Source organism: Faecalibacterium sp. DFI.5.82, assembly GCF_029076575.1.
In the GTDB taxonomy this organism is placed as follows: domain Bacteria; phylum Bacillota; class Clostridia; order Oscillospirales; family Ruminococcaceae; genus Faecalibacterium; species Faecalibacterium duncaniae.
On sequence record NZ_JARFIS010000067.1, the window covers coordinates 1 to 468 of the forward strand.

Here is a 468-nt window from a genome sequence, read left to right on the forward strand (position 1 = left end):
AACCGCCAGCGCTATCTGGGCGGCAACCTGACCCAGAATCGCATCGAGCGGCTGGAAGCCATCGGCATGGAGTGGAGCACCTCCAACGATCTGTGGGAGCAGAACTATGCCGCCGCCACCCAGTATTATCTGGAGCACGGCGATCTGGAAGTGCCAATCAAGTACGAAACGCCCTCCGGCTTCGGTCTGGGGGTCTGGCTGGGAGCCCAGCGCGCCGCTCACAAGGCAGGTGAGCTGCCTCAGGAGCAGGTGGAGCGGCTGGACGCTCTGGGCATGGCCTGGACCAACCGCAACGACCGCAAGTGGATGTCCCTGTACGATGTTGCCGCCGCCTACTACCATGAGCACGGCACCCTGAACGTCCCCTCGGAGTATGTCACGCCGGACGGAGTGCTGCTGGGCAAGTGGGTGGCACGCCAGCGCTATGCCTACCTGAACCCGGACCGCTCCAGCGCCCGGGTCACCCCT

Annotated in this window: 1 protein-coding gene; it reads left to right on the forward strand. The window is 64.7% G+C overall.

Annotated elements, in window-relative coordinates:
• Nucleotides 1-468, forward strand: a 468-nt coding sequence (locus tag P0G09_RS15590; RefSeq protein ID WP_275253106.1) for a helicase associated domain-containing protein, incomplete at both ends; no start/stop codon positions are given.